The following is a 22881-nucleotide window of genomic DNA, read 5'->3' as shown; positions in this document are numbered from 1 at the left end:
TTAAATCAAGCACCGTGCCTTAATATTTACTACTCGGGGCCGCCCACCAAAAGGTTGCCTACACGTGGCGAATTTCCTGTAACCCGAACCGGCGCACCGCCCCGTCGATTTCCACCGCCAAGCGGCCGTCTTCGCCCACCCCGACAATCTGGCCGCGCACCCGCTGGCCGGCCACCTCGTAGGCGTGGGGCTCCTGGTAGCGGTACAGCACGCGCAGGTAGTTGCGGCGCAGGCCCCCCACCTGGCCAGCCCGCAGCTGGAGGTAGCGCCGCTCCAGGCACTCGAGCAGGCGGGCGGCCAGGGGCCCCAGGTCGTAGGCCCGGCCGGTGAGGGCCGCCAACGACGAAGCCGTGGGTACGCCAAATACCAGTTGGTTCACGTTCAGGCCGATGCCCACCACGCTGTGCTGAATCTGGGACCCACTTAGCGCGTTTTCGATGAGGATGCCGCCCAGCTTTTGGCCGCCATAGTACAGGTCGTTGGGCCACTTCAGGCGCAGAGCCGGGGCGGGGCCCAGTAGCGCGGTGGCCCAGTCGTGCACTGCCAGCGCCACCGCTTGGCTGAGCAGAAATTGCTGCCCAGCCGTCAAGAACGTGGGCATCCACACCACGGATAGGGTCAGGTTTTCGCCGGCGGCGGCTTCCCACTGGTTGCCGCGCTGGCCCCGGCCAGCGGTTTGGTGGCCGGTGGCCACGGTGCAGCCTTCGCTGGCCCGGTTTTCGCCAAGCAGGCGCTGGGCCTCCGCGTTGGTAGATCCGCACGCGGGCAGCCACAGCAGCTGCTGGCCCGTGAACAGGGTTTGGGGACTAATTTCCATCACCTTTGTTGTGTAACTTGCATTGAGGGCCCCGGCGGAACCGGAGTTCAAACCTAATTATACCTTATGAAAAGCACCTTGGTCCGGCAGGATTCGGACACATTGGCAGACGTAGTAGTACGCGGCATGCAGGACAAAAAAGCTTCTGACATCGTCGTGCTCAACTTAAAAGAGCTAAAAAATGCTGTGGCGGATTATTTCATCATCTGCTCGGCCAATTCCGATACCCAGATCGATGCCATTGCCCGCTCGGTAGAGGAAGAAGTAGAAAAAGTCACCGGCGATTACCCCTGGCAGACCGAAGGCCGCACCAACCGCGAGTGGGTGCTGCTCGATTATGTCGACGTGGTGGTACACGTGTTCCTGCGCGACCGCCGCAAGTTTTATGCGCTGGAAGAATTGTGGGGCGATGCCCAAATTTCATACATCGAAGAGGTAACGGCCTAGCACGGGCCTGCCGCTTTGTTTTTAAGCGTTTTCGGGACGGATTTTGCTGCCGTTGGTGTTACGTAGCTGCCCCAGGGGCCCAACGAAAAGCGCGCCGGTTGGTTAGTCCAAAATAAAACCGCGCTGGCCACGTCTACCCCGGCGGGCCCAGGGCCCCACTCCCGTAAAAATCCGTGCTTTTTAACCTCGTGTCTTATGTCTGATAAAACGCCTAACGGCACCAACAAGCGGAAAAAACCGACGCCCAACCCTACGCCCCGGCCCGGGGTGCAGCTTTGGGTACTGGCGGGCCTGCTCGTGTTCATGTTTGGGGTGATGTTCGTAAGCAACATCAACCAGCCCGCCAAAATCAACCAGCAGAAGTTTGAACAGATGCTGGCCGCTGGCGACGTCGGCAAGATTACCCTCGTCAACGAGAAGGAAGTTGACGTGTCGCTCACGCCAGCCGCCCTGGCCAAAAGCCAGTACGCCACCGAGCTGGTGCGTAAGTCGCCGTTCGGGGTGAGCGGCGACGCCCACTTCTACTTCCCCATTGTCGACGCCAAACTGTTCCAGGAAAACCTCGACCAGTTGCAAAAAGAAACGCCCCTGCCCCAGCGCCTCGCCCTCAATATCGAGTCGCGCGAGGGCCTGAGCGACTTCATCGGCAAGTGGGGCTTGCTGGCCCTGCTCGTGGTGGGCTTCCTCTTCATGATGAAGCGCATGGGCGGCGCCGGGGGCCCCGGCGGCCAGATCTTTAGCATCGGCAAGAGCCGCGCGGCCTTGTTTGAGGGCGGCGACAAAGTGAAAATCACGTTCAAGGACGTGGCCGGGCTGGAAGAAGCCAAGGAGGAAGTGCAGGAGATTGTGGAGTTCCTCAAGAACCCCAGCAAGTTCACCGTACTCGGCGGCAAAATTCCGAAGGGGGCCCTGCTCGTGGGCCCTCCCGGCACCGGCAAAACCTTGCTAGCCAAAGCCGTAGCCGGCGAGGCCGACGTGCCGTTCTTCTCGCTATCGGGCTCCGACTTCGTGGAGATGTTCGTGGGCGTGGGCGCGGCCCGGGTGCGTGACTTGTTTAAGCAAGCCAAGGCCAAGGCGCCGTGTATCATCTTTATTGATGAGATTGACGCCGTGGGCCGCTCGCGTAGCAAGGGCAACATGCCCGGCGGCAACGACGAGCGCGAGAACACGCTGAACTCGCTGCTGGTGGAGATGGACGGCTTTGGCACCGACTCGGGCGTTATCATCCTGGCCGCTACCAACCGGCCCGATACGCTGGACTCAGCCCTGCTGCGCCCCGGCCGCTTCGACCGCCAAATCAGCATCGACAAGCCCGACATCAACGGCCGCACCCAGATTTTCCAGGTGCACTTGAAGCCCCTGACGCTGGGCCCCGACGTGGACGCTAAGAAACTGTCGGCCCAGACGCCGGGCTTTGCGGGCGCGGAGATTGCCAACGTCTGCAACGAAGCGGCCCTCATCGCCGCCCGCCGCGACAAGAAATTCATCACCAACCAGGACTTCACCGACGCCATCGACCGCGTAATTGGGGGCCTGGAGAAGAAAAACAAAATCATTTCGCCCAGCGAAAAGCGCATCGTGGCCTACCACGAAGCCGGCCACGCCATCGTGGGCTGGTTCCTGGAGCACTGCGACCCATTGGTGAAGGTTAGCATCGTGCCCCGCGGCGTGGCCGCACTTGGCTACGCGCAGTACCTGCCCAAGGAGCAGTTTTTGTACAACACCGAGCAGCTGATCGACGAGATGTGCATGGCCCTGGGTGGCCGCGCCGCCGAAGAGCTGGTGTTTGGCAAAATTTCGACCGGGGCCTTGAGCGACTTGGAGCGCATCACCAAGATGGCCTACTCCATTGTGACGATGTACGGCATGAACTCGAAGCTCGGCAACGTGTCGTACTACGATTCGAAGGGCCAGAACGAGTACGGTTTCTCGAAGCCCTATTCGGAAGCTACTTCGCAAATGATTGACGAAGAAGTTCGTACCATCATCGATCAGGCCTACACCCGCACCAAAGAACTGCTCAACGAGCGCCGCCACGAGCTGGAGGTAATCGCCAAGGAGCTGCTGGAAAAGGAAGTGCTGCTGCAAGACGACCTGGAGCGCCTCGTGGGCAAGCGCCCCTACGGCGGCCAGACCAACTACCAGGCCCATATGGCCGGCACCGACCGCAGCGAAACCGCCAGCGAGCTAGTCAACGAGCACGTCGGCGCCACCATCGGCAGCGATTTGCCCGAGCTGCACCTGCCCGGCCTCGACACCGGCAGTGGCCCCAGCGAGGCCGCCGCGCCCAGCGGCAGCGCCGTAGCTGGCGTTTAGCCAATTCACTCGCCCAACAAAAAGCCCGCCTTCGGTAATCGAGGGCGGGTTTTTTGTTGGGCTTATAATTTGTGTGAGGCCCCTAAATTAATCGTTGTAGGAGTGGGTGAGGCAAATCCAACCTGGAGCCAGGGTGAGCAATACCGGCGGCACTTGATACGCCGGGTAGAACGAATGCAAGAAGTAAATGGTCATTTTATAGGTAAATAGCTAATTGGAAGGATATTAGTCTGCTACTGTTCGTAAAGATAGGTGCTAAAATAATGCCGCGACCCTGCTTAAACATGCGAGGCGAGGGACCCAAGATGCTAGGCTGGCGTGGCTGAGGGAAGCTGGGGCGCTGGCCCAACCCCAGTCGTATCTTCACCGTCTTGTTTTCTTTGTTGCATGGTTTCTGATTTTTCCGCTGCCGTGGCGCGCGCCGCCGTACTAGCCCGCATCCGCCAAGGGCTGGCACAGCCCGCGCCGCAGCCCCCGCGCCCCGATTTTGGGGTTCCGGTGCATCCGCCGCTGCCGGCCGACTTGGCTGTGGCTTTCGCCGAAAGCTTCGTGCGCGTGGGCGGCTTGTTTTTCTACTGCGTGTCCGAAGCGCACTTTATTGCGCAGTTGGGCGTGTATTTGAAGGAGCAGCAAATCAGCCGCCTGTTTGCCTGGGAGGCGGCGCTGCAACGCGTGCTCTACACGGGCCACGTACCGTTCGTGGCCGATGAAACCGAATTTTTGCCCCACGCCGACGCGAGCCTTACCACTTGTGAGGCCTTGGTGGCCCGTACTGGTAGCCTGCTGGTGGTCCCGGCCACGGCCAGCGGCCGCCGCCTCAGCGTGTACCCCGACCAGCACTTGGTGCTGGCCCGTGCCAGCCAAGTGGTGGCCGAAATTGGTGATGCGTTGCGCGGGCTGCAAGCCCGCTACGGCGACACCTTGCCCTCGATGGCCTCGCTGACCACGGGCCCCAGCCGCACCGCCGACATCGAAAAAACCCTGGTGCTGGGGGCCCACGGCCCACGCCGGCTCGTATTATTTCTTCTTGACGACGCGCCCGACGCCGGGGCTCCCGACGACCTTGCTGCATGAGCCCACTGCCCCCCACCTTGCCTCCGCTGGCCCTGCCCCCCGGCCGCCGGGTGTATTTTGCTTCTGATTTCCACTTGGGCACGCCTGACGCGGCCACTTCCGCCGTGCGCGAAAAGCGCATTGTACGCTGGCTCGATATGGCTGCCCGCGATGCGGCGGCCATCTACCTGGTCGGCGACTTATTCGATTTCTGGTTTGAGTACCGCCATGCCGTACCGCGCGGTTTCATCCGGCTGCAAGGCAAATTGGCCGAGCTGGCCGATGCCGGCCTGCCGATTTACATCTTCACCGGCAACCACGACCTGTGGATGTTCGACTACTTCACCGAAGAGCTAGGGATTCCCATTTTGCGCGAGGCCGTGACGCAGCAGATTGGCAACCAGCTGTTTCACATCGGCCACGGCGACGGCCTGGGGCCCAAAGACCACAGCTACAAGGCCCTGAAAAAGGTGTTCACCTCCGACTTGGCGCAGTGGCTTTTTGCCCGGCTGCACCCCAACCTGGGCATCGGCCTGGCCAGCGGCTGGAGCAAGCGCAGCCGCATCCAAAACACGGCCGCCGATGCCAAGTACTTTGGTGAGGACGAGTGGCTGCTGGTGTATTGCCGTGCGCTGGAAGCCCGCCAGCACCACGACTACTACGTGTTTGGCCACCGCCACCTGCCCCTCGACCTGGCCGTGGGCCCCGGCAGCCGCTACGTCAACCTCGGCGAGTGGGTCAATTATTGCTCGTACGCCGACTACGATGGCAACGACTTGGTTTTGCGGTACTTTGAGCAATAAAAACGGCGCGGCGCGCGCGCTGTGGGCCCTGCTGTTGGCCGCCGGGCCCCTGGCCGCCCAAGGCCAAGCCACCGTGCCCAGCGCGGCCTCGGTGGCCCCCGCGGCCGTGGTGGCCCCCGTAGAAACCCCGCGCCCAGCGGCCGCCCCCGCGCCGGCCGAGGTGCCCGCTGCCGGGGCCTGGGCCCTAGTGCGGACCCTGCGCCTGCCCAACCCCGGCGCGGCTTCGCTCGACCGGCGCGGGGGCCTGTACGTGGCCGATGCCGACAACAACATCCGCCAGTTTGGGCCCGAGGGCTTGCCGCTGAACACCTACGCGCCCACCCAGCCCGGCCATGTGGCCCAGCTCGAAGCCTTTAACCTTACCAACACGCTCGTTTTTTACGACGACCGCCAGCAGCTGGTGCTGCTCGACCGCTTTTTGGCCCCGCTGAGCGAGCTGCGGCTGGCCGACTACCTCGACGGCACCGTGCGGGTGGCCACGCTGGCCCCCGATAATCAAATTTGGCTGCTCGACGAAAGCACGCTTACGCTGCGCGAATTTGACCCTGGTACGCTGCGCTTGGTGCAGAACACACCGCTCGACTTGCTCATTGGCCGCACACGGCCCGATTTCCGCTTCATTCGCCAGTACCAGAACAACACGTACCTGGTGGATAAAACCACGGGCGTGTACGTGTTCGATAACCTGGGAAACTACAAAAAGAAGCTGCCGCTGCCGGGACTGAGTACAGTGGGCTTCCGGGGCGACGAAATGTATTACCTCGACGGCAGCCAATTGTGTTTCTTTCACCTCTATACCCTTACGGTACGCACGGTGGCTTTGCCGGCGGGCACCGATGTGGGGGCCCTCCGCCAAGTGTTGGTGGGTGAGAAGTACGCTTATCTTTTTACCGCCCAAGGCGTGGGCATTTACCAGTTGCCGTAGAGCCCCGGCGCAAGCTGGGCGGTAGCAACCCTGGCCGGAACGGGCCGTTGGAAAGGGGAGAAGTCCTGTTCATTTTTCCAAAACCAACCCCCAACCCCATGAAGGCATTAGTGTATCACGGCATGCGAGACGTGCGCGTCGACACCGTGGAAGACCCCAAGATTGAGGACGGCCGCGACGCCATTATTCGCGTTACCAGCACGGCCATCTGCGGGTCCGATTTGCACATTTACAATGGCAGCCTGCCCCAGCCGCGCCCCATGGTGCTCGGCCACGAGTTCATGGGCATTGTGGAGGAAGTAGGTAAAGGCGTGGGCAACAAGCTGAAAGTGGGCGACCGGGTGGTGGTGCCCTTCCCCATTGCCTGCGGCACGTGCTTTTTTTGTAACCACGACCTGCCCGGCCACTGCGAAAATTCCAACCCCGACCACTATGGCCCCGAGGGTGGCCTGCTGACGCAGAAAGGTGGGGCCCTGTTTGGCTACACCGACCTGTACGGCGGTTACAACGGCGGCCAGGCCGAGTACGTGCGCGTGCCCTACGCCGATTTTGGGCCCCGGGTCATTCCAGATTCGCTCACCGACGACCAAGCCCTGTTCCTCACCGACATCTTCCCCACCGGCTACTCGGCCATCGACTGGGGCAACGTGCAGGGCGGCGAAACGGTGGCCATTTTTGGGGCGGGCCCCGTGGGCATCATGGCGGCCAAGAGCGCCTGGCTGCGCGGCGCGGCCCGCGTCGTAATCGTCGATACCTTGCAGTACCGGTTGGACATGGCCAAGAAATCGGCCAATGTGGAAACCATCCTCTGGGAAAACCACGACGACGTGGTGAAGCAAATCCGCGAGCTGACCGGCGGCCGCGGCGCCGAAGTGTGCGTGGACGCCGTGGGCTTCGAGCCCGACCGCAGCCTCGTGGACCGCGCCAAGGCCGTGCTGAACCTGGAAAAAGGCTCGCCCAAAATCATCGAAACCTGCATGAGCGCCGTGCGCCGCGGCGGCATCGTGTCGGTGGTGGGCGTGTACGCCACGCCGTTCGACAACTTCCCCATCGGCCAGTTCTTCGACAAGGGCATCACCCTTCGCGGCGGCCAGGCCCCCGCCCAAAAGCACATCGACAAGCTCCTCCAGTACGTCGTCGACGGCAAGGTGCAGCTCGACGACATCATCACTCACCACATACCGCTCGCCGACGCCGCCCACGGCTACGACATCTTCCGCAACAAGAAGGAGAACTGTGTGAAGGTGGTGTTGAAGCCTTAGGGCCCCAGCGTCTGCCTACCAGCAAAAACGCCCTTCGCAAGCTTGCGAAGGGCGTTTTTAGTTTTAAGCCAAGGCTGAGCTAGCTTCGGCAAGCTACCGAAGGATCCAGCCCGGCGAAAGGCTTAGGTCAGGCCTTCGGCCATGGTGCGCATTTGAATCTCGATGATGCGCGAGCCCGCCGACTGGGTGCAGGCCAGCAGCACCGCCCCGGCTACGTCCTCGGGCTCCAGCATGCCCGACTGGGCCACGCTATCCTCGGTGCGGCCGCGGCCGAGGGCAAACTCGGTTTTGACGCCGCCGGGGCAAATAACCCCGACCTTGATGCCATGGGGGCGCAGTTCCTTATCCAAGGCTTGGGTGAAGCCGACCTGGGCGAACTTGGTGGCGCAGTACACCGCCTCGCCCGCGAAACCGTAGATGCCGGCCATCGACGAAAGCATGAGGATGGTGCCCGAACCCTGCTTGATGAGAACCGGCGCCGCGTGGCGCGTGAACAGGAACGTCGAGCGCATGTTGGTGTCCATCATGTCGTCGTAGTCGTCGGCGCTGGTGTCCACCAAGTTCTTGTAGTTGCCGGTGCCCGCGTTATTGAGCAGGATGTCGAGGCGGCCAGGGCCGTCCAGCGCGGCTTGCACGGCCTGGCGGGCCGTTTCCTCCTCGCGGGCGTCGCCAACGACGATAATGGGCCGGGGGGCGTGGGCCGCCAGCTCGTCGGCCAGGGTTTCGAGCCGCTCGGTGCGGCGGGCGGTGAGAATGAGTTGGGCGCCTTCGGCAGCCAACGCGCGGGCGCAGGCTTCGCCAATGCCGGCACTGGCTCCCGTGATTAAAGCTACATTGCCGGTGAGTTTTCCTGCCATAATGGAAGATGCTTGGAGATGAGTAAAGTGAAACCTGCCCCAGGGTAGAGCTTGAAGCCAAGCTAGCTGATTGTTTTCCCTAACGAACGAAAAGCAAAAGTGGCTACTTGTTTTTTGGCCGCCGCGGGTAGCCAGATGCGGTAGGTGCCGCTGCAATGCATCAGCCTTGGGAGGTAGCGCCGGCCGTCGTAGACGCGCGCCATCCAAATGCGCGGCACCGGGGCGTGCCATAACTCCTTCAGTACGCCATCGACGGTAAGGTGCAGCTCGACGACGTCATCCCCCACCACTTGCCCCTGGCCGACGACGCCCACGGCTACCGCATCTTCCGCAATAAACAAGGAAGAGAACTGCGTGAAGGTGGTGCTGAAGCCCTGGATCCCCAGCGCCTGCTTAGAGCCGGTTCCTCGGATTGGTTTACCTGAAAAGCCCGCGGCTCTGCCGCGGGCTTTTTTTATGGCCTAGCCAGGGGTTGGGGCCCCGGCGGCCGGGCGTCGTTGCGGGTTGCCCGTAGGCTTTCCGAAACGATTATCTTTGCTAGATTCCGAACTTTCTGCGGCCCGGACAAAGCGCCGCCTCACGATATATATACCCTTAGCCTAATGGCTTGTTCAACTTGTTCCTCCGGCGGCGGCTGCTCTACCAGTAAGGTGGGCGGCTGCGGCTCCAAAGGCGGGTGCAGCAGTGGCTGCACCCGCCTCAACGTCTTCGATTGGCTCGCCGACGTAGACGTGCCCGACTCGTTCGCGGGCTTTGACATTGTGGAAATCCGCTTCAAAGGCGGCCGCAAAGAGTTCTTCCGCAACGCCGACCGCCTGCCCCTCGTCACCGGCGACGCCGTGGTGGTGGAGGCCACTGGCAGCGGCTGGCACCTGGGCCACGTGAGCCTGAAAGGCGAGCTGGTGCGCCTGCAAATGCGCAAGAAGAAGGTGCCCACCGACACCAAGGACATCCGCAGCATCCTGCGCGTGGCCACGCCCGACGACGAGGAGCGCTGGCAGGCCGTGCGCGACCTCGAGAACGGCACCATGTTCCGGGCCCGGGCCATGGTGGGCGAGCTGCGCCTGCGCATGAAGCTGAGCGACGTAGAGTACCAAGCCGACCGCACCAAGGCCCTGTTCTTCTACTCGGCCGAAGACCGGGTGGATTTCCGGGAGCTGATTCGGCGGCTGGCCGACGAGTTCCGGGTGCGGGTGGAGATGCGCCAGATTTCCTTGCGCCAGGAGGCGGGCCGCATCGGCGGCATCGGCATCTGCGGGCGCGAGTTGTGCTGCTCGACGTGGCTCACCGACTTTAAAACGGTGAGCACCACCGCCGCCCGCTACCAAAACCTGAGCCTGAACCCCCAGAAGCTGGCCGGCCAGTGCGGCCGCCTCAAGTGCTGCCTCAACTACGAGCTCGACGCTTACCTCGACGCCCTGAAGGACATTCCGCAGGTGCAGCGCCCACTGCAAACCACAAAGGGCGAGGCCTTTTTGCAGAAAACCGACATCTTCCGCCGCCGCATGTGGTTCGCCATCAAGGGCGATAACAACTGGGTGATGCTGGAGGCCGCCCGCGTGCGCGAACTGCTCGAAATGAACAAGCGCGGCGAGAAAATCGAGACCCTGCTGCCGCCCCGCGAGGAGGAGCCGGAGCCCGAAGTATCGGCCATCGTGGAAGGCTCGCTCGACCGCCTCGACGACCAAATCCGAACCAACAGCAAGCGCAGCAAGCGCAAAAAAGGCAAGCCCGCCGACGGCGTTGCCGAAACCCAGGCGCCCACCGTACCCCCACGCGCGCCACGTGCCGAGCGCCCCGCCACCCGCGAGCCGCGTGAACAACGGGAACCCCGTGAGCCTCGAGGGGAACAACGGGAACGTGAGCCGCGCGAGCCCCGGGAACCTCGTGAACAACAACGGGAGCCCCGCGAGGCCCGTCCCGCCGCCGAGCGCCGGCCCGCACCAACTGCTTCAGAAGCGCCCCGCGAAGCCACCGGGGCCCCGGACGGCGGCGATGCGGCCCCCGAGCAGCGGGGCCGCCGCGGCGCCGCCGCCCGCCCCCTCAACCGCCGCAACAACCGGGGCCGCTCGGCCGACGGCCCCCGCCCCGAGGGCGAAGTCGGCGAGCCGCGCCCGCCCCGCGCCGAGCGGCCCGAGGGCCCCCGGCGCAACCCCGATGCCCCCGCCCCCCGCCCCGTGGACGACGCTGGGGCCCCGCGCGAAGGCCGCGGTGGCCGCGGCTCGCGCCGCGGCGGCGGCCGGGGCGGTGAAGGCCGCAGCGGCGCAGCTAACCCTGGTGCTGGCCCCGCGCCGGCCGGTGCTTAAGTTTTTGACAGCAAATGCCTATGCTTCGCTTTTTCGACGTGAGATTTTTGGCCCGGCCGCGGGCCTTGGTGGGGGCCCTGGGGCTGCTGGCGCTGGCTGGCTGCGACCCCAACCGCGTATTTGAGGAGAACACCGACTTCCCCAGTAATTCGTGGGACGTGCAGCGCAAGCCCGCCTTCACGTTTGCCATTGCCGACACGGCGGCGCGCTACGACGTGTACTTCGACGTGCGCAACGCCTCAGTGTACCCCTTCTACAACCTCTACGTGAAGGCCACGCTCACGGGCCCCAGCGGCCGCGTGGGGGCCCCACTGCTGCACCAAATGCTGCTGATGGACCCCAAAACCGGCGAGCCCCGCGGCAGCGGCACCGGCGACATCTACGACCACCAGATTCTGGCGCTGCCCCGCCAGCGCTTCGCCCAACCCGGCAACTACACCCTCACGCTGGAGCAGTTCATGCGCCAGGACCAGTTGCCCGGGCTGATGGCTGTGGGCGTGCGCGTGGCCAAACACCAGGCCCCGGCAAAGAAATAACGGCCGCAGCGCAACGCAAAAAAGCCGGCCCCGCAGTGCGCGGGGCCGGCTTTTTTAGGGGATAAAGGGACTACACGATGCGCGTGACGTCGACGGCGTTGGGGCCCTTCTTGCCGGCTTTGATGTTGAACTGCACCCGGTCGCCCTCCTCTATTTCGTGGATGAGGCCGGTTTGGTGCACAAAAATTTCCTCCTCCGTGCCATCGGGGATGATGAAGCCGAAGCCCTTGGCGTCGTTGTAGAATTTAACCGTACCGGTTTCCATAAGCAGCGAATCGAAAATAAAAGAGAAGCGTAGCCGGCAAAAATACGGCCCCGCCCGCAACCCGCCGCGCCGGGGCCCCAACCGTGGCCCGGGGGGCGCGTATAGTTTGGGGCCCCCTGGTCCTTCTTCCTCCCTAATCTCCTCGCCCCATGAGCACGGACAACCTCAACACCGAACCGAACGACATCGCCGGCAACCGCCTGGGCGGCCCCGCGGGCAACACGGCCACGCAGCCCGTGCCCCCGGCGGGCACGCCGCCAGTCCGGCCGGTGTCGAGCGAGCAGCTGGCCGCCGCCGAAACCAGCGTGGGCCAGGGCGGCGTCGACAGCGATGGCCAGCAGGAAAACAAGGAAGCCGACCCGGACGACCTCGCCCCCGAGCCTGGCGACCCGGCCGCGGCCGGGCAGCCCAACATCTATGGCGGCAACCTAAGCAACGCCACCCAGGCCGTGTTCGACGACGCAGCCCGCCTCGACAACCAGCAGGCCGACGCCAGCCGGGGCGAGTTTGGCCGCCAAGGCGACCACAACACCCACGGCGGCTACGGCAACCAGTACCGCGAGGCCGACTACGAACCCCACAATTCGGCCGAAGACCGCTACTACGGGGGGCCCGGTGAGCCCGGCCCGCAGCACAACTCCTACCTGCCCGACCGCGACCAGCTGGTTCACGCCAACTCGCCCGACGCCGCTCTGCCGCCCGCGCCGGGCCCCGAAACGCCGGGCCCCGACGGCCGCGGCAACCAGCACGATACCCGCAACCTGCCCGGCCGCACCGACGCCCGCGCCAACCAGCAGAACGACAACAGCGCCGGCCCCGCCCAGGGCCCCGGCTACGCCGCCGACTACGGCCACACGGCCTTTGGTGGCGGGGCCCCCACGCCCACGGCGGCGCCCACCGCTACGCCCCAGCGCAACCAGGGCGAAGACGACCGCTCGTCGCGCGGAGGCTACGACAACCAGGGCTCGGCCAACGGCCCCGGCGGCTCGGCGGCCACCGGCGCGGCCCCGGCGCCTCCCGCCACGGGCGGCACCCCCGCCCCGGATGCCGCCGGCGAAGGCTACGGCGACAAAGGCCGCCAGGGCGAAGCCAACCACCCCGATTACGCCACCGGCAACGACCGCAGCGGCTTCGGCGGGGGCCCCAACGCGGCCCAGCAAGCCAACCACGAAGGGTTCGGCTCGAAGGGTGGCTCCTACGACGACCAGTACGCCGCTGGCCAGCCCGGTGCCACTGGCGGCTCGCCGGCCCTGGGCGACTATACCCAGCACCAGCGCGACGCCAAAAACAGCGGTTCCGCTGCCCAGGAAAGTTCGCGCCCCGCCAGCACCCCTGATGAGCAAGCCGACACGGCCCCGAAGCCCAACGCCGGCCGCGCCACAGCCGACGAGCAATAGCCCAGCGCTCGCGCTTAAACCAAACAGCCCAGGCTTTCCAATTGCTGGAAAGCCTGGGCTGTTTAGGGCTTTCGTACGTTGGGCCGGCCGCGGCTTTGGAACTGCCCGCGCCAAACGGTGGAGGCCCGCTGAACCGAATTGAGTGACTGGCTGTAATATTACACTCCAGTAAGCGTCTTCCTGCGTATGCCTGCGCTCCCCCGTGCCACTTCCGATTTCTTCGACGACCTCACCAACGCTCTGTTGGTGTTGCGGGTGCAGGCGCAGCGCCGGTTTCGGCTACTGGGCCCCGAAGTGCTGAACCGCCGCCCGGGCCCGGGCCCGGGGCCCTGGAGCGTGGGCGAGTGCTTGGAGCACCTCAACATTGTGGGCGGCTACTTTCTGCCCACCATCGGCGCCCGCCTGCGCCGGGCCCAGGAGCGTGGCAGCCAGCCGGCCCCCATAGTGAAGCACGGCCTGATAGGCGCCCGCCTAGTAGCCAGCCTGCGCATACCTGCCGCCGAAAAACCCCGCGTGACGCCCCAGCGCTACGCCCCCACCGGCACCCGCCTCACCCGCACCGTGACGGAGGTGTACAGCCGCCAGCTCGACGAGCTGCTGAGCATCGTGCTGCGCGCCCGCCAGGTGAACGCCAACGCGGTGCGCATCCCCAACCCGCTGTTTCCCTTGCTGCGCCTGCGGTTGGTGGACCAGCTCGAATACCTTGTGGTGCACTTGCAGCGGCACGCCGCCCAGGCCGAGCGCGTACTGGCCGCACTGCCCGTGGTGGCCAGCGAATAGCGCCGGGCCGCTTATAAGTATAGCCCGGCCATGTGCTGCCAGGCCGGGGGCGCGTGCGCTTCACCGGCCCACACGTGCAGCTGGTGGGCAATGCCCTTGGCGTGGAGCAATTGGCTCAGAAACAAGTTGTCGGCCAGGAATGCATCTTCGGCCCCAACCGCCAATGTGATTTCCAGCCGCCGCAGGCTGGCCAGGTAGTAGGCATCGGTGAGGTTGGCCAGGAAGCGGTTGGGCGTGTTCAGGTACACAGCTTCGTCGACGTAGCCCTGGAACAAGTCCTGGAAGGAGGCCATCGGCTGGGTCAGGTCGTAGCGCCCGCTCAGGCCCAGCACCTTGCCGAACAAGTGCGGGTGCCGGAAGGCCAGGTTGACGGCGTGGTAGGCGCCCATGCTGCACCCGGCGGCCATCAGGCAGGGGTGGGGGTTGCGCTGGGTGAGGGGCAGCACCTCGTCGAGGAGGTAGCGCTCGTACTGCAAGTGGCGCCCGATGCGCTCGGCCGGGTGCTTGGCGGCGCAATAGAGGCTCTCGGCATCGATGCTGTCGAGGCAGTAGAGCTGCAAGTAGCCGCGCTCCACCTTGGGGCGCAGGGCCTCCACCACGCCCCAATTCTCGTAGTCGAAAAAATGGGCCCGCCGGGTGGGAAACAGCAGCACCCGGGCCCCGGCCTCACCAAAAACGAGCAGCTCCATTCGCCTACCCAAAGCCGGGCTAAACCATTCGTGATATTCGCGGTGCATGGGCAGGGCGGGGGCTAAGTGAAGGCAGATCAAGCGGGTTCCGGCGGCAAGGCTTGCAGGTGCATCCGAATCAGCTGGGCGTCAATTTGTTGCTGCCAGAGGGCGTAGCCCTGCGGCGAGAGGTGCAAGCCATCGGCCACGAACAAGGCCGGCTGGGGGATGCCGCGCCCGTCCAGCATCCGGTCGTAGACGTTGAGAAAGTACAGCGGGGGCCCCACCGCCGCCACCCGCTGGGCAATGCAGGCGTTGGCGTACTCGATGCGGCCGCGCAGGTGCAGCCGGGCCGGGCTGGGCTTTATGGACACGAAGCACAGCGGCACGGCCCCCAGGGCCGCCGCGACCGCAGCCCGCAGGTGGTCGAAAAACAACACCACTTCCTCGGCCGTGCGGCCGTCGCCCAAGTCGTTGTCGCCGGCGTACACCAGCAGGGCATCGGGCCGGTGCGGGGGCACCACCTGCGCAAAAAACCAGGCGCAGGCCGCCAGCGTCGAGCCCCCAAATCCCAGGTTAACGGCCTCCACTTGCGGGAAGGACCGCTCCAGCCCCGGCCACTGCGTGAACGTGGAGCTGCCGTAGAACGCAACCTTGGGCCGCCCGCCCCGGCCCGGGGCCTTGGCCAGCAGCCGCGCTATTTCTTCCTGGTACCACTGCATTTGTTGCAAAGAAAGGGGCGGGCCCCGGCCGCCCGCGGGGCCCCGGCGGCTGTTGCCACGGATAAATAATTTATGTTTTCCGGCCAGAGAAATACCCCGCCCAAAGATCGGCTTCCGGCAATATATAAACCTTATGGCGCAGATTATCAGTAAATGATGTTTGCGGCGGGCGGGTGGCGGGCGAAACGCATTTAATTGCGCGGCCCGTGTGGAATCTGGTGGAGCCCGGCATCTTTAAGGCCCCAACCTCTCCCTTCGTTGCCGATTATGCGCCCGTTTCTGCTTGCTTGCCTGCTGTTACTGCTGACCTTTTTTGCCGACCGCGCCGCGCCGGGCCCCGCCACGCCGTACCCCGCGCAGTGGAAAAAAATCGACGCCCTCCTGCAAAAAGAGCAGACCGCCACCGCCGCGCCGCTGGTCGAAAAAATCTACCAACAGGCCCGGCGCGAAAACAACGCCCCGGCCTACGTCCGGGCCCTGCTCTACAAAATCCGGCTGCTGGAGAATAAGGAAAACGACGCAGACGAGAAGGCCATCGCCCTGCTCGAAGCCGACGTGAAAACGGCCCAGTTCCCGGCCCGGCCTGTGCTGCACTCGCTGCTGGCCGGCCTCTACGCCGACTACTACAACCAGCACCGCTACCAGCTGTACCAGCGCACCGCTGGGGCCCCGCCCACCGCCGACGGCGACACGCCCGGCGCGGCCGACGGCGGCACCACCCTCGCCACCTGGGACGCCGCCCGGCTCGGCGCGGCCATCGTGCGGCACTACTTCCAGTCGGTAGAAGACGCGCCCGCCCGCCAGCTTACCACCACCCTGGCCGACCTCGGCGACCTGGCCACGGGCGGCGACGCCGAGGGCCGCGCCCTGCGCCCCACCCTCTACGACCTGCTGGCCCAGCGCGCCATCGCCGGCCTGCAAAACCAGGAACTGTACCTCACCCGGCCCGTGCAGCAGTTCCAGGTAACTGATCCTCAGCTGTTCGGCAGCGCCCAGGAGTTTGCCGGCCTGCCGCTGGGGGCCCCGGCCGCCGACCCGCTGAACGGCCCGCGGCTGGCGCTGCAGCTGCTGCAGCGCCTCACCGCCGCCCGCCTGCCGCTGGCCGCCGCCAACCCCGGGGCCCTGGCCGCCGTGGACTTGCAGCGCCTCGACTACCTGCACCGCCTCACCCAAAACACCGATTTGGCCGATGCGTACGGCCCCGCCCTGGCCCGCGCAGCCGACGCCTACAAAGCGCTGCCCATCAGCACCGAATTCTTGGCCGCCCAAGCCGTCCTGGCCCGCGACAGCACCCCGGTGGCCGCCGTGGCCCGGGCGCGGACTGCCGAAGCGCGGTTCCCCAAGTCGCGCGGGGCGGCCCGTGCCCGGGCCCTGCGCGCCGAAATCGAGCGGCCAGAGCTAACCTTTTCCGCCGCCGAAATTGTGGTGCCCGGCCAGCCCTGGCGCCTCGACGTGACGGCCCGCAACGTGACGGAGCTGCACGCCTGGGCGTATCGGGTTTCGCTGAAGGAGTGGGAAAAGTCGGGCGATTACGATGAGCGGCCGCTTTCTAAGCAATATGCCCGTGCCTTACGCGTTGCGCCCGCGGCCACCTGGGCCGTGCCAGTGCCCACGCACCCACGCGATTACAAAGACCAAAAAATAGCGGCTGCCGGAACAGGGTTGCCGGCTGGGTATTACCTCGTACTGCTGAGCAACAAGGCCCGGCTTTCTACTGATGCGGCGGCTTCATCAGCACAGGCGGGTACCGTAACGGCGTATGCATTCGTGGGCGCTAGCGAATTAAGTGCCGTGAAACGGGTGAATGGGCAAACGGGCGTTACGACGCTGTTGCTACTGAACCGGCAAAGTGGGGCCCTGCTAACGAACGCCACGGCGCGGGGCATATACCAGGCTTACAACCGTACCAAATCCCGAACTGATATTCGCCTGGGGGAAAAAATAAAAGCCGCCGCTACTGGCGAAATAGCCGTGCCCGCGCCACTTCTACTAACGGCGCCGACAGAGCACGAGCGCCTAGCCACGGCGCAGGTTTGGCAAGGCCGCGACACGTTGCTGGTGAACATAGAAAACGAGCAGTATGCTACGTCCGGTAAACCCCTTGTTGAACAGCCCGCGCGCCGCACATTTCTTTTCACTGACCGAGCCATTTACCGGCCGGGGCAGACGGTGTACTTCAAGGGCATTCTTACGCAGGTGCTCCGCGGCAAAGCCGACCTGCTAGCTAAACAGTCGGTAAGCGTGCGGATGGTGGACGTGAATGGCCAAACCGTGCAAACGCAGCCCTTTGTTACGTCCGATTTCGGCAGTTTTAATGGCTCACTGGTGTTGCCTACTGGGTTGCTCAACGGCGAAATGACGTTGCGGACGGACGATAATAGTATTCAGTTTGCCGTGGAAGACTACAAGCGGCCCACCTTCTACGTGCAGCTCGACTCGGTGCCCGGCCGCCCGCAGCTGGGCCAGCCGCTGGCCGTGAGCGGCCACGCCCGCGCCTACGCTGGGCAGGCTACCGACGGGGCCGCGGTGAATTACCGTGTCACGCGCCGCGAGCTGTACGCGCTGTTTGACTACAATTTTCGCCGCGGCGGCTACCGCCCCGGCCCGGGCGCTGGCAACCAGGAAATTGCCCACGGCACCGCCACCACCGACGCCGACGGCCGCTTCAGCGTCACGTTCACGCCGCCGCTGGGGCCCCCGCGGGCCGGCCGGAGCGGCTGGGAGCCAAGCTACTTGTTCGAAGTGACGGCCGACGTGACCGACGCGGCCGGCGAAACCCGCAGCGCCACCCGCGGCTTTCCCATCGGCCGCAACCCGCTCAGCCTGAGTATCCAGGGCCCCGGGCTGGCCGACAAGCAGCACCTGCCCACCTTCCGGCTGCTGGGCACTAACGCCACCGGCGAGCCGCTGCCGGCCGCCGGCACGCTGCGCCTGCTGGCCCTGCGCTACCGCCCCAACCCAGCCGGCGTGCCCGGTCTCGCGCCCGAAACCGTGGAGAACGAAGCTGCGCCAGAGTTGGTCAAAACCCTGGCTTTCGACACCAACGCTAGCCCCGCCCTCGCCCTGAGCGCCGCCCTGGGGGCCCTGCCCACCGGCCGCTACCGCCTCGAAGCCCGTGCTGCGGGCCGCGATTCGGCGCGGGCATTGCACAATTTCACGCTCTATGACTCTGGGGCCCCCACCGTGCCCTTCGCTACGCCCGACTGGTTTGTGGCGCTGGCCGACACTGTGGCCCCCAGCCAATCCGCCGCCATCTTGCTGGGCAGCAGCGAGGCCGAGACACGCATCCTGCTCGAAGTGGAGCACGGCGGCCAGCTACTGCGCCAGGAGTGGCTGACGCTGCGCGCCGGCGAGCAGCGCCGCGTGGCCGTAGCAAGTGGCCCCGCCAACGCCCCGGGGCCCCTGTACATCCACACCACGCAGGTGCGCGCCAACCGCCTCTACCGCCACGACGCTACCGTGCAGGTAACCGAAAAGCCGCAGCCGTTGCAGCTCGCCATCAGCACCTTCCGCGACCGGCTCCAACCCGGCCAAAAGGAAACCTGGCGCATCGCCATCCACCAAGCCACCGGCCAAGCCGCCGCCGCCGAGCTGCTGGCCACGCTTTACGACCAGAGCCTGGACGTATTCCGGCCGCACAGCTTCCAGGGATTGGGCTTTGGGAACCGGTATTACCCGCCGCGGTTTGGGTGGCAGGGGCAGTTTGGGGAGTTGAATTCTGTTTCGTTGGCGGAGCCGGGTGCGGAGCCTAGGCAATTAGCGGTGAGCTATCCAATATTAAACGACTGGGCTTTGGCCTTTGAAAATAGATTGATGGGGCGCGGGGCCCCTGGCAATAGGATAAGTGTCAGGATACGAGGAATTTCAAGCGTCGCTGCCGCAACCCCGATGATGGCTGATAGTCAATCATTAAACGAAGTGGTGGTAGTGGGCTATGGGACGCAAAAACGCTCCGACCTGACGGGTGCCGTGAGCGCCGTTGCGAAGCCGGCCCAACCCGACCTCTCCACCGTGCCCACCCGCACCGATTTCCGCGAAACGGCCTTATGGGAGCCGGCCTTGCGCACCGATAAGAACGGCGACGTGGTGCTCGAATTCCAGATGCCGGAGGCCGTGACGCGCTGGCAGCTGCTGGCCCTGGCCCACGACCGAAACTTGCGCACCGGCCAGCTGGCCCGGCAGCTCGTTACCCAAAAGGAAGTGCAGATTACGCCCAACGCCCCGCGCTTCCTGCGCCAGGGCGACACGTTCACCTTCCCCGCCAAGTTCTCGAACCTGACCAACTACGCCACCAGCGGCACGGCCCAGCTCTTCCTGCTCGACGCCGCCACCGGCCAGGACCTCACCGCTCACCTGCTGCGGGGCCCCGCCCAGCAGCCCGTGGCCGCCGGGGCCCACCAAAGCGCCGCCCTGGGCTGGGAATTGCGCTTGCCCGCCGACTTTGCGCCGGTAGCCGTGACGTATCGGGTAGTTGTTAGTTCTTCGTTGTCGGTTGTTAGTGAGCAAAAAAACGCGGCTGACAAACTAACAAAGAGCCAACGGAAGGCCCGCAAAAAACGAACAACTGACAACGAACAACTGACAACTACCTACACCGACGGCGAGGAAAACACGCTGCCCGTGCTGCCCAACCGCATCCTCGTCACCGAGAGCCTGCCGCTGCCCATGGTGGGCCCCGGCGCCCGCACCTTCGAGCTGAAGAAGCTGACCGGCCCCGCCTCGCCCACGCGGCGTAACTACTCCCTCACGCTGGAAATGACGGCCAACCCCGCCTGGTACGCCGTGCAGAGCCTGCCCTACCTGATGGAGTACCCCTACGAGTGCTCTGAGCAGGTGTTCAGCCGGCTCTACGCCAACGCATTGGCCGCCCAAATCCTGCGGTCCAATCCCCGCTTCAAAGCCGTGCTGGCCGAGTGGAACCGCCAAGCTCAGAGCGGCACCTCCTCCCAGCGCAACGCCCTGGAAAGCAAGCTTAACCAAAACCAGGAGCTGAAAAACCTGCTGCTGCAAGAAACCCCCTGGGTGCGCGACGCGCAGGGCGAAACCGAGCGCCTGGCCCGCCTCACCACCCTGTTTGATACCGTGCGGCTGCGCACCGAAACCGCCCGCGCCCTGGCCAAGCTCCAGGCCATGCAGGGGCCCGGCGGCGCGTTTCCGTGGTTCGAAAAAATGCCCGCCGACCGCTACCTCACCCAGCTCATCGTGGCCGGCTTCGGCAAGCTGAAAAAACTGGGGGCCCTCGACGCCAGCCAAAACGCCGCCGCCCGCCCCCTCCTGCAAAACGCCCTGCGCTACCTCGACGCCGCCACCGCCCGCGACTACGCCGAGCTGCGCCGCCAAAAGGCCGTGAAGCTGGCCGACAACCACCTCGGCGACCTGCAAATCCAGGCCCTGTACGCCCGCAGCTTCTGGCCTGGCCAGCCCGTGGCCAAAGCCGCGCAGCCCGCCTACGCCTACTACCGCGGGCAGGCCGCCCAGTTCTGGCCGGGCCAAACGCGCTACCTGCAAGCGCAAGTGGCGCTGGCGCTGTTTCGGGAAAGCAAGGGGGCCCCGGCGGCCCAGCAAATCCTGCGCGCCCTGGCCGAAAACGCCTTGCATTCGCCCGCGCTGGGCATGTACTGGAAGGAGGTGGCCGGCGGCTACTACTGGCGCGAAGCCCCCACCGAAACCCAGGCCACGCTCATCGAAGCCTTCGACGAAGTGAAAAACGACCAGAAATCGGTTGACGAAATGAAGCTCTGGTTGCTCACCCAAAAGCAAACCCACCACTGGCCCAGCACCCGCGCCACCGCCGACGCCTGCTACGCCCTGCTGCTGCGCGGCTCTGACTGGCTGGCCGCCCCGCAGCCGCTGCAAATCAGCGTGGGGGCCCAGCCCGTGCGGCCCGAAGCGGCCCAGGCCGGCACTGGCTATTTCAAAACCAGTTGGCCGGCGGCCGAAATCCTGCCCGCGCAGGGCAACGTCACCGTCGCCAAGGCCGATGCGGGCGTGGCTTGGGGCGCGCTGTATTGGCAGTATTTTGAGGACATCGACCGGATTACGCCCGCCGCCACGCCCCTCAGCCTGGAGCGCCAGCTCTACCGCGAAACCCGCACCGCCGGGGGCCCCATGCTCGAAAAGCTAACCGCCGCCGCGCCCCTCAAAGTGGGCGACGCCTTGGTGGTGCGCCTCGTGCTACGCACCGACCGGGCCCTAGAGTACGTGCACCTCAAAGACCAGCGCGCCGCCGGCCTTGAGCCCATCGGTCAGCTCAGCGGCTACCGCTACCAGAACGGGCTGGGCTACTACGAGAGCCCCCGCGATGCGGCCACTAACTTTTTTCTGAGCGCCGTGCCGCGCGGCACGCACGTGTTTGAGTACCGGCTGCGGGCCAGCCAGGCCGGCGATTTCTCGGGCGGCCTAAGCCAGGTACAGTGCCTGTACGCGCCCGAATTTGGGGCCAATTCGGCTGGGCAGCGGCTAATCATTGCGCGGTAGGAGGGGGGCAAATCGGGGCCCCGGGCGGGGGCAAACGGGGTGGCCGCCGGGCCAGGTGGGGGCCCGGCGGCACTTGCATCTTGCCAAGAATGGGCTTAGCTTTGCCTTTCGACCAATTGGATAATGATTATACTATGAAGCAGTTGTTAGCCCTGGCGGCCCTATTTCTGACCCTGGGCACGGCCCACGCCCAGACGCCCGTAACGAAACTTCCCGGCGAAGAAAACCTGAGCCTGCGCGAGCGCGCCGAGCGCGATTTCCTGATGCCGGTGCGCCGCAAAAAGGCCGAAACCGTTCGCGCCGCCGCTACTGACGATGCCACCGCTTCGCCCGAAAACGACGCTACCGCCCACGCCACGGCCAGCGCCGAAGAGGCCCGGCCCGAAGAAGCCACCGTAGCCACCCGCGAAGCCCACACCACCCGTTCCTACGCCGCCCGCCACGCCGCCTGGCTATCCGCCCGCCGCGCCGAGGCCCGGGCCGAAGAGCGCGCCTCCGAGCGCCGCGCCGCCCGCCACAGCAGCAGCAAGCACAGCTCAAAAGCCAGCCGCAACAAAGCCGCCAAGACGAAAACCAAGTCGAAAGCCGCCCGCGCCAAGGAGGCCCGCGCCGCCAAAAGCAGCAAGAGCCACCACAGCACGACCAAAACCAAGCACAAGGCCGCCGCTAAAAAAGTGACCGCGCACAAAAAGTCGTCGTCTGCCAAAAAGAAGGCCACGGCCAGCCACAAGAGCAGCAAGAAGCACCGCCGCTAGATTCGGTTTTTGCCACAAAAAATCCCCGCCAGTTACTGGCGGGGATTTTTTGTGATTTGTAGCGTGGACTCTGCGAGTTCGCGCGTTAAACGGTCGCCCAACGATTATCGGCAGGACGAAGCGAGTGACGCGGACGCGCAGCGGCCACGCTACAGCGCATTACCCAGCGATGCGCACGACCAAGCCGTCATTACGCGGCTCGAGGCGAATCTGGCAGCTCAGGCGCGAGCCTTCGTACACGTGGGGCAGGGTTTCGAGCATGTCCAGCTCGGCGTCCTGGGGCTCCGGTAGGACGGGGCCCGCTAGCACCTCCACGTGGCAGGTGGCGCACAGGGCCATGCCGCCGCACGTGGCCTGAATGGGGTAGTCGTTGGCCTTGAGCAGCTCCATCAGGCTCAGGCCCATGTCGGTAGGGGCCTCCAGCTCGCGGCGCTGGCCGGGGGCCTCCTCTACGTAAATGCGTATGTCGTTTTCCATATAATTAGTGAGTCAAAT

The 22881-nt window shown here is 65.1% G+C and carries 19 protein-coding genes; 12 read left to right on the top strand and 7 right to left on the bottom strand.

The annotated features are described in order from the left end of the window. Window positions 1-58 precede the first annotated feature (58 nt). Window positions 59-817 carry a biotin--[acetyl-CoA-carboxylase] ligase gene (locus AXW84_RS17000; protein ID WP_068235925.1) on the bottom strand — a complete coding sequence of 253 codons (759 nt, stop codon included), beginning with the start codon at window positions 815-817 and terminating at the stop codon, window positions 59-61. 66 nt (window positions 818-883) lie between these two features. On the opposite strand from AXW84_RS17000, the gene rsfS reads away from it, so the two are divergent. The 6 genes from rsfS (at window position 884) to AXW84_RS16970 (ending at window position 7623) form a co-directional block, all read left to right on the top strand. Further along, entirely contained in the window at window positions 884-1264 is a 381-nt protein-coding gene (gene rsfS / locus AXW84_RS16995; protein ID WP_068235924.1) for a ribosome silencing factor, read from the top strand. Between the two features lie 195 nt (window positions 1265-1459). Beyond that, window positions 1460-3580, top strand: coding sequence for an ATP-dependent zinc metalloprotease FtsH (gene ftsH / locus AXW84_RS16990; RefSeq protein ID WP_068235922.1), 2121 nt, complete (start codon window positions 1460-1462; stop codon window positions 3578-3580). Between the two features lie 387 nt (window positions 3581-3967). After that, on the top strand, window positions 3968-4654 hold the full coding sequence (locus AXW84_RS16985; RefSeq protein WP_068235919.1) for a LutC/YkgG family protein: 687 nt from the start codon (window positions 3968-3970) through the stop codon (window positions 4652-4654). Beyond that, complete coding sequence (locus AXW84_RS16980) at window positions 4651-5436, top strand: UDP-2,3-diacylglucosamine diphosphatase (RefSeq protein ID WP_068235918.1); 786 nt, start codon at window positions 4651-4653, stop codon at window positions 5434-5436. Before AXW84_RS16985 ends, AXW84_RS16980 begins: the two co-directional genes overlap by 4 nt. Further along, window positions 5426-6361, top strand: coding sequence for a hypothetical protein (locus AXW84_RS16975; RefSeq protein WP_068235917.1), 936 nt, complete (start codon window positions 5426-5428; stop codon window positions 6359-6361). Before AXW84_RS16980 ends, AXW84_RS16975 begins: the two co-directional genes overlap by 11 nt. A gap of 98 nt (window positions 6362-6459) precedes the next feature. Further along, window positions 6460-7623 (top strand): zinc-dependent alcohol dehydrogenase, encoded by a 1164-nt coding sequence (locus tag AXW84_RS16970; protein WP_068235915.1) that lies wholly within the window; start codon window positions 6460-6462, stop codon window positions 7621-7623. Window positions 7624-7745: 122 nt separating this feature from the next. On the opposite strand, the gene AXW84_RS16965 is transcribed toward AXW84_RS16970, so the two are convergent. Then, window positions 7746-8480 (bottom strand): SDR family oxidoreductase, encoded by a 735-nt coding sequence (locus AXW84_RS16965; protein WP_068235913.1) that lies wholly within the window; start codon window positions 8478-8480, stop codon window positions 7746-7748. Window positions 8481-8542: 62 nt separating this feature from the next. Next, a complete protein-coding gene (locus AXW84_RS16960; protein ID WP_068235911.1) occupies window positions 8543-8821 on the bottom strand; it encodes a hypothetical protein in 279 nt (92 codons plus the stop codon). A gap of 261 nt (window positions 8822-9082) precedes the next feature. Here AXW84_RS16960 and ricT point away from each other — a divergent pair, with 261 nt between their 5' ends. Together ricT and AXW84_RS16950 are read left to right on the top strand one after the other, a co-directional pair. Then, complete coding sequence (gene ricT / locus AXW84_RS16955) at window positions 9083-10786, top strand: PSP1 domain-containing protein (protein WP_082773953.1); 1704 nt, start codon at window positions 9083-9085, stop codon at window positions 10784-10786. Window positions 10787-10806: 20 nt separating this feature from the next. Next, window positions 10807-11322 (top strand): gliding motility lipoprotein GldH, encoded by a 516-nt coding sequence (locus tag AXW84_RS16950; protein WP_071891462.1) that lies wholly within the window; start codon window positions 10807-10809, stop codon window positions 11320-11322. A 70-nt stretch (window positions 11323-11392) separates the two neighbouring features. On the opposite strand, the gene AXW84_RS16945 is transcribed toward AXW84_RS16950, so the two are convergent. Continuing rightward, window positions 11393-11587 (bottom strand): cold-shock protein, encoded by a 195-nt coding sequence (locus tag AXW84_RS16945; RefSeq protein ID WP_068235909.1) that lies wholly within the window; start codon window positions 11585-11587, stop codon window positions 11393-11395. 149 nt (window positions 11588-11736) lie between these two features. Between AXW84_RS16945 and AXW84_RS16940 the strand changes: the two genes are divergently transcribed. Together AXW84_RS16940 and AXW84_RS16935 are read left to right on the top strand one after the other, a co-directional pair. After that, entirely contained in the window at window positions 11737-12984 is a 1248-nt protein-coding gene (locus tag AXW84_RS16940) for a hypothetical protein (protein WP_068235905.1), read from the top strand. A gap of 186 nt (window positions 12985-13170) precedes the next feature. After that, on the top strand, window positions 13171-13764 hold the full coding sequence (locus tag AXW84_RS16935) for a DinB family protein (protein ID WP_068235902.1): 594 nt from the start codon (window positions 13171-13173) through the stop codon (window positions 13762-13764). A gap of 11 nt (window positions 13765-13775) precedes the next feature. Here the strand turns inward: AXW84_RS16935 and AXW84_RS16930 are convergent, their stop codons facing one another. Further along, entirely contained in the window at window positions 13776-14453 is a 678-nt protein-coding gene (locus tag AXW84_RS16930; RefSeq protein ID WP_236943153.1) for an esterase family protein, read from the bottom strand. A gap of 77 nt (window positions 14454-14530) precedes the next feature. Further along, window positions 14531-15154: a GDSL-type esterase/lipase family protein gene (locus AXW84_RS16925; RefSeq protein WP_068235896.1), complete on the bottom strand. Its 624-nt coding sequence runs from the start codon at window positions 15152-15154 to the stop codon at window positions 14531-14533. Window positions 15155-15421: 267 nt separating this feature from the next. On the opposite strand from AXW84_RS16925, the gene AXW84_RS16920 reads away from it, so the two are divergent. Together AXW84_RS16920 and AXW84_RS16915 are read left to right on the top strand one after the other, a co-directional pair. Further along, window positions 15422-21631 carry an alpha-2-macroglobulin family protein gene (locus AXW84_RS16920; protein WP_068235893.1) on the top strand — a complete coding sequence of 2070 codons (6210 nt, stop codon included), beginning with the start codon at window positions 15422-15424 and terminating at the stop codon, window positions 21629-21631. Window positions 21632-21765: 134 nt separating this feature from the next. Then, the gene (locus tag AXW84_RS16915) at window positions 21766-22386 is read left to right on the top strand and encodes a hypothetical protein (protein ID WP_068235887.1); all 621 of its coding nucleotides are present in this window, start codon (window positions 21766-21768) and stop codon (window positions 22384-22386) included. A gap of 159 nt (window positions 22387-22545) precedes the next feature. Here the strand turns inward: AXW84_RS16915 and AXW84_RS16910 are convergent, their stop codons facing one another. After that, entirely contained in the window at window positions 22546-22863 is a 318-nt protein-coding gene (locus AXW84_RS16910; RefSeq protein ID WP_068235884.1) for a 2Fe-2S iron-sulfur cluster-binding protein, read from the bottom strand. Window positions 22864-22881: the final 18 nt, after the last annotated feature.

The organism is Hymenobacter sp. PAMC 26628 (assembly GCF_001562275.1).
GTDB lineage: Bacteria > Bacteroidota > Bacteroidia > Cytophagales > Hymenobacteraceae > Hymenobacter.
The sequence above is the reverse complement of the archived record's forward strand: the minus strand, read 5'-3'. Positions and strand labels throughout refer to the sequence as shown.